The organism is Kitasatospora sp. NPDC004799, from assembly GCF_040609095.1.
Lineage (GTDB): Bacteria > Actinomycetota > Actinomycetes > Streptomycetales > Streptomycetaceae > Kitasatospora.
Genome location: NZ_JBEXJK010000023.1, coordinates 35324 through 41530, shown reverse-complemented (window position 1 = coordinate 41530; position 6207 = coordinate 35324). Strand labels below are relative to the sequence as shown.

General features: G+C 77.6%; 6 protein-coding genes and 1 tRNA gene. 1 reads left to right on the top strand and 6 read right to left on the bottom strand.

Annotated elements, in window-relative coordinates:
- Window positions 1-13: 13 nt before the first annotated feature.
- The 3 genes from ABZW03_RS05635 to ABZW03_RS05625 all read right to left on the bottom strand — a co-directional run bounded on the left by ABZW03_RS05635 (window position 14) and on the right by ABZW03_RS05625 (window position 1245).
- Window positions 14-87 (bottom strand) — tRNA-Lys (locus tag ABZW03_RS05635).
- Between the two features lie 68 nt (window positions 88-155).
- On the bottom strand, window positions 156-701 hold the full coding sequence (locus ABZW03_RS05630; protein WP_355252679.1) for a bifunctional DNA primase/polymerase: 546 nt from the start codon (window positions 699-701) through the stop codon (window positions 156-158).
- 190 nt (window positions 702-891) lie between these two features.
- Window positions 892-1245: a hypothetical protein gene (locus tag ABZW03_RS05625; protein ID WP_355252670.1), complete on the bottom strand. Its 354-nt coding sequence runs from the start codon at window positions 1243-1245 to the stop codon at window positions 892-894.
- 303 nt (window positions 1246-1548) lie between these two features.
- Between ABZW03_RS05625 and ABZW03_RS05620 the strand changes: the two genes are divergently transcribed.
- Window positions 1549-1875, top strand: a complete 327-nt coding sequence (locus ABZW03_RS05620) for a hypothetical protein (RefSeq protein ID WP_355252667.1) — start codon at window positions 1549-1551, stop codon at window positions 1873-1875.
- A 45-nt stretch (window positions 1876-1920) separates the two neighbouring features.
- Here ABZW03_RS05620 and ABZW03_RS05615 read toward each other — a convergent pair whose 3' ends face one another.
- The 3 genes from ABZW03_RS05615 to ABZW03_RS05605 are packed head-to-tail and all read right to left on the bottom strand — an operon-like array spanning window position 1921 to window position 6196.
- Window positions 1921-3285, bottom strand: a complete 1365-nt coding sequence (locus ABZW03_RS05615) for an AAA domain-containing protein (protein WP_355252664.1) — start codon at window positions 3283-3285, stop codon at window positions 1921-1923.
- Between the two features lie 11 nt (window positions 3286-3296).
- Window positions 3297-4925, bottom strand: a complete 1629-nt coding sequence (locus ABZW03_RS05610) for a hypothetical protein (protein ID WP_355252661.1) — start codon at window positions 4923-4925, stop codon at window positions 3297-3299.
- Window positions 4922-6196: a hypothetical protein gene (locus tag ABZW03_RS05605; protein WP_355252658.1), complete on the bottom strand. Its 1275-nt coding sequence runs from the start codon at window positions 6194-6196 to the stop codon at window positions 4922-4924. The genes ABZW03_RS05610 and ABZW03_RS05605 overlap by 4 nt, the downstream gene beginning before the upstream one ends.
- Window positions 6197-6207 lie beyond the last annotated feature (11 nt).

The following is a 6207-nucleotide window of genomic DNA, read 5'->3' as shown; positions in this document are numbered from 1 at the left end:
TTCCGGCTGTCTGTGCGCCGCCAGGGACTCGAACCCCGGACCCGCTGATTAAGAGTCAGCTGCTCTAACCAACTGAGCTAGCGGCGCCTGCTGACAGAGAAGACTCTAGCAGCGCCGCGCGGCCGAGCCAAAATCGAATACCGGTCGCCCCGCGTTCACCCCCCGGTCACGACGCCCGCCCCGGCCGGAACCGGCGCGCCCGGCTCGCGCGCGGCCCGGACGCAGGCCCACAGCACCACCGCGGCGCCGGGCAGCCGGGGCTCCCGCCGCTCCGGTGCGACGATCCAGCGGCCGGCGCCCTGCCCGGGGGAGTCCGGGCTGTTCACCATCCGCTGCAGGGGCGGCACGGTCACCGCGTCGCCCCTGCCGTGGCAGAGCAGCGGCGGCACGTCCCGGGCCCACTCCTCCCAGGCCAGCAGGCGGCGCAGCCGGGGTGCCGCGCCCGGCTGGACGAACAGCAGCAGCCGCCCCCGGTGGCTCGCGACCGGCCCGCAGCCCGGCCCGGACGCCCACAGCTCGTCCAGCACCCGGCGGCCGAACAGCGCCGGCATGCTGATCACGTCGAAGGCGCGCCCGCAGGGCAGCACCGAGGGCGCCCAGGGGCGGCTCTCCCACAGGGCCCGCATGCTGCGCGGGTACTCACTGGCGGAGGCGAGCCAGGCCTCCCCGGCCGCGCCGACGTACTCCACCGACGGGTTCATCGCCGACGGGTACACCGCCGACTGCTGCGTCACCGACTGCTGCGTCCAGATCTCCACGGGGAGCAGCCTGCGCGGCGGGCGGACCCGGCGGGACGGAAAGCGCGGTTCGCCGGACAGCGCGGCGGGGGACGGCGTACCCTTCCCCGCCGCGCATATGCCGGTGGCGCGTGCCGACGCGGCGCGCGGGGGCTCAGTCCTCGTGCCGGCGCGGCTGGAGCAGGGTGCGGCCGTACTCGATCATCTTGGCGGCGTAGTCCGCGGTCCAGTCCGCCCGCTGGGCGATCTCGGCGTCGGACAGCGCGTCGAACCGGCGCGGGTCGGCGAGCTGGGCGGCGGCGACCGCCTGGAAGTCCGTGGCCCGCTCGGCGGCGGCCCGGAAGGCCAGGGCCAGTTCCGTGGAGCGGCGCAGCAGCTCCGCCGGGTCCTCGATCGACTCCAGGTCGAAGAATCGTTCCGGCTCGGGTTCGGCGGACTGCGGCTCGAACAGCAGCTGCACCGGACGCACGCGCCTGGTGGGCTCGGACGACTCTGGGGAGTCGGGCATGGACGGACACCTCCGGGTCTCGGGTGGGGGCGAACGGGATCTGCTCCGGGCTGCGCCGCCCGGTCGTGGCCGCCGTCCATTGTCTCGCGGTGGCGGCCGGTAGCGGAACGGTGCGCACGCGAGCGCTATTCCCCGGCGCGCGCCGGGCGTACGACTCCTGCGCCGCGCTTCCGGATCGCATGCGAACCGGTTGTTCCCGGTGTACCGGCCGCCCCGGCCCGCGGGTCGTTCCGGCGGGCCGGGGCGGCCACCGGGGCGGCCCGCCGTCGAGGCGTCCGGCCGTCCGTCGAAGCGGGAGAAGCCATGCGTGTGAGAAGGGGCCTCACGGCCCTCGCCCTGTCCGTCCTGTCCCTGCTGGGCGCCCTGTTGGCGGTCGCCGCCTCCGTCGCCCCGCCGGCCGCGGCCGCCGAGACGGCGCTGGTGGTGGCCGGGGAGCCGAGCGGCCCGGGCGGCGTGTCGACGGCGGCCTGCCCGGTCGGCACCCACCTGACCGGCGGCGGCTACCGGCTCCAGCCGGACGCGGACGGGCCGGTGCGGGTCAACGGCCCGACCGCCGACGCGCGCGGGTGGAGCGCCCGGGCGGAGCGGGGCTCGGTGGTGGCCTTCGCGGTCTGCGAGACCGAGGACTGAGCCCGAACGGCGGCCCGGGCCCGTCCCCGCGGTCGAGGGGAGTCGCTAGCGCAGGTGGACCCGGTGGCCGCTCAGGTGGTCCAGCACCTGGTGGTTGGCCTCCCAGCCGTCCGGGAAGGCGACCGGGACGCCCAGCTGGACCGGCTCGGTCGCCGGGTGCTCGTCCAGCAGCTCGGCGATCCCGGCCCGGGCCACCACGATGCAGGCGTGCCGGTGCCGGGAGGCGAGCACGCAGAGCCGGCCGGTCTCCAGGTGGAAGGCGGTCGCGTCGGGCCGCCCGGAGAGCGGGTGCAGCACCACGGTGACGTCGTACTCGCGGCCCTGCAGGCGGTTGGCGGTGTCCACCGTGACGGCCGGCCCGGCCGCCCCGTCCACCGGCACGCCCGCCCGCAGCAGCGCCGCGCGCACGGCCGCCGCCTGGTCCCGGTGGGCGGTGCCGACGGCGATCCGGTCCGGGGCGAGCGGGGCCTCGCCCTGCTCGGAGTGCGCGGTCAGCCCGCGTTCCAGCAGTCGGCGGACGGTGGCCGCGACGGCCGCCACGGCCTGCGGGTCGGTCCGTACGGTGTGCCGGGCGGGCAGCTCCAGCAGGGCCCAGCCGTGCTCGGCGGCCCGGTCGATCACCGCGTCCAGGGCCGAGCCGTCCGGGCGCACGGCGGCCGTCAGTCGGCGGTCCTCCGGGCCGGTGCCGGAGCGGAACGGCGTGTACGGGTAGAAGGCCCGCGAGATCAGCGGGGCGGCGCTGGCGGGCAGCCGCCAGGAGACCGGCAGCCGGTGCGGCTCGATCTCCGGGTTGTGCGCCAGCATGGTGACCACCGCGCTGCTGGACGGGTCGTACGACAGCCCGGCCCACTGCTCGGTGCCGACCACGGTGAACGGGTCCAGCTGGCCCGGGTCGCCGACGAACAGCGCCCGCTCGAACAGCCGGGCCACCGCGAGCAGGGCGTCCGAGCGCATCTGGTACGCCTCGTCGACGATCGCGTGCCGCCACGGGGCCTCGGCCCGCACCCACTGCCACTTGGCCGAGGTGGAGATCACCACGTCGTGCTCGACCAGGTCGGCGACCTTGTCCGAGGGCGTGACGTTGGCGTGCTTCAGCACCTCCGGGCCGGGCCGGGAGTCCGCGGCGTGCAGCCGGCCGATCGTCAGCTCCGGCGCCTTCTCGGCCAGTCGGCCGACCAGGTCGTCCACCTGGCCGTTGGTCTGGGCGACGATCATCAGCCGCTCGCCGGCCCCGACCAGCTCGCGGGCGGCCCGCACCACGAGCGTCGACTTCCCGGCGCCGGGCGGGGAGTCCACCACCACGCCGCGCGGGGCGCCGACCGCCGGGTGGACGGTGGCCGCCAGGATCCGGGCCACCGCGGCGTCGGCGGCCGCGCCCGGGGCCTGTTCGGGGGGCGTCGGACGGCTCATTCCCGCTCCTCTCATTCCCACTCCTCGGCGGCGGCGGACGGGGCGGGTACGGGCGCGGCGCCGGGCGGGCCGCCGTGGGTCCAGGGGGTGTCGTCCGGCTCGGGCAGCGGCGCGGACTGCCGGACCGTCAGCTCGAACAGGGTGAAGGTGACCGTCTCGCCGGGCTCGGGCAGGCTGCCCGGCTCCGGGTCCTTCCGGCGGCCCATGCCGGAGAGCACCCGCAGGGTGAGGACGCCCTCGGCGGCGTCCACCGCGACGATCTCGGCCTTCTGGGCGGCCGGGCCTCCCCCGGCCTCCGGCCGGGGGGACCCCCACACCCGGTGCACCTCGCGGCCGAGGTCCGCGTGCGGGCGGTCGACGGTGCGCAGGGTGACCAGCGGGCGCGGCTTGGGGGAGCGGCCGGTGGTGTCCCAGTCCGGCACCACCTCCGTCACCACGCCGCTGAACGCCTCGCCGGCCAGCCGGTGCTCGGCCATCGCCAGCGGGTCGTCCAGCGCCTCCTGGACGTCGAGGCGGGCCTGCTCGCGCTCGCGCTGGGCGAGCTTGCGGGCGGCGGTGACGGCGTCGTCCTGCCGGGGCTGCGGCGGCTCGCCGGCCGCCAGCCGGTCCCGGTGGCCGGTGTAGGACCAGCGGTCGCCGGTCCAGCGCTCCGCCAGGTGGCCGGCCGGCGGCAGGGTGCGCAGCAGGTCCAGGCCCTGCCAGACGTCCCGCCAGGTGGGCAGCAGGACGGCCGTCAGCACCTGCTCCAACTGCTCGACCGCGGCCCGTACGGCGGCCCGGGCCCGCGCGGCGGCGGCCTCGTCCCGCTCCTCGGCGGCGTGCTGCAGGGCGCTCACGGCGCCGTCGTAGCGGGTGATCGCCGGGGCCAGCACGAACTCGTCGAAGCGCGGGTCGGTGGCCGGGCCGGCCGGCGGGTGCAGCAGCTGCCCCCGGTCGTCCCGGGCGGACTCGGCCAGCTCGGCGGCCTGCGCGCCGGTCAGGCCGGGCGGCGGGCGGTGCCAGGCGAGCCGGGCGGCCAGGTGCTGGTCCTCCAGGTGGCTCTGGCCGGTCGCCCAGTGCCGGGCCAGCAGCCCGGTCATCGGCAGCAGCAGCGAGGAGCCGGGCACCTGGGCGCGGTCGGTGAGGTGGGTCAGCCAGCGGCCGAGCAGCGGCACCCGGACCGGCGCCGGGTACGGGCCCGGCTCCGCGTCCTCGGCGGTGCGGCGGAAGCGGGTCGAGCGGCCGATCAGGGCGAGGTGGCGCACGCCCGCGCCGTTCGGCACGATCAGCTGCGGGGCGTCCGCGCACAGCTCGCGGAACACCTGGGTCTTCTCGCCGGTCTCCGGGTCCTTCTCGGAGCCCTCGATCTGCTCGACGTCCTCGGCGAAGGACTCCAGGTAGGGCAGCAGGTCGGCGGCCAGCTCGGCCAGGAAGTCGAACCGCAGGGTGCGGTTGAGCGGCTGCGGCACCAGGTGCAGCCGGGGCGCGTCCCGGTCGGTGCCGAGCATCACCGCGAGCGGCGCGCCGGACTCGCCGGCGGCGGTCAGCGGGACCAGCACCATCGGGCGGTCGGACAGGTGCCGGTGCCGGACGGTGGCCAGCGGCTCGGCCCGGCCGCTGCGGACGGCCTCCAGCCGGGCGAGGGTGGTCAGGAGGCTCATGCGACCGCTCCCGGGGTCGCCGTTCCCAGGGCCGCGGCCCCCGGTGCCGAGGTCCCCGGGGCCGCCGCTCCCAGGGCCGCCGTTCCCAGGGCTTCGGCGCGCAGGGCGGCCGCGTAGGCCAGGCGCTCGGCGGCCTCGTCCGCGCCGTCCAGGTCGTCGCTCTTGGTGCCGGCGGCGGCCAGCGCCTCGGCGACCGTACGGATGCTGCCCAGCTCGCCGCGCACGCCCCGGCCGAGCTGCTCGACCCGGTCGTCGCAGCGGGCCCGGGCACGGCAGTGGAAGCCGAGCTCGCAGGTGGAGAGGCAGTCCGGGCTGTAGGCGGCGGGCACCGCCTCGACCGAGGCGGCCAGCTGCTCGGCCGTCCGGGCCGGTGCGCCGGCCTCGTCGGCGGCCAGGTCGAAGTCGGCGTCCGGCGGCAGCACCGCCAGCAGCCGGCCGATGCCGGTCATCCGGCTCAGCTGGCGCCGGGTGGTGGCCAGCTCGCGGCGGACGTCCACGGCGACCGCGGTCGGCCGGTTGCCGAAGTCCTTCGGGCAGACCAGCAGCACGCTGGTGCGCGGACTGCCCGGCAGCCGCTGCTCGGTGTACGGGTCCTCGGCGAGCGGCTGCCCGGCCGCCGCGGCGGCGGCCTGCTGGAGCGCCAGCACGTACACGGCGGCCTGCCGGGCGGCGGCGCCGACCTTGGCCGGGTCCGCGCTGCCGTCCAGCACCGGGAAGGACTTGATCTCGACCACGGTGCACCGCCCGCCGTGCACCACCAGGGCGTCCGGCTCCAGGTAGGCGGTGCTGCCGGCCACCCCCAGGCGCAGCATCGGGTGGTCCAGCAGCGTCCAGGCCTCCGGGTCGGCGGCCGCCCGGGCCAGGGCCTCGGCCGTCCGGTCGGCGCGCACGGCCGGCCCGGAGCGGTGCAGCAGGTCCGGCACCTGGAGCGGGGCGTGGCCGTCCGCCGGGACGCCCAGGTGGTGGCGGAGCGGCTCCAGCAGCGGGGCGTAGCCGTCCGCCTTCAGCCGGGACTCGAAGATCACGCCGCGGGCGATGGCGAAGGGGGACTGGCCGAAGGGGGCGGGGCGGCCGAGCCGGGCGGCCAGCGCCGACTTGTCCACGCCGGCCGCGTCGAGCACGGCGCGGCGGTGGCAGCCCGGGTTGGCGGCGAGCGCGGCGAGGGAGCGGGCGTTCAGACTGCGCTGCGGGGCCGGTCCGCGCAGCTCCGCCAGCCGCTGGGCGAGCGGCTCAGCGGGCCCGCGGGGCGGCACGTTCGTCGAGACGTTCATGGTGCGGCCCA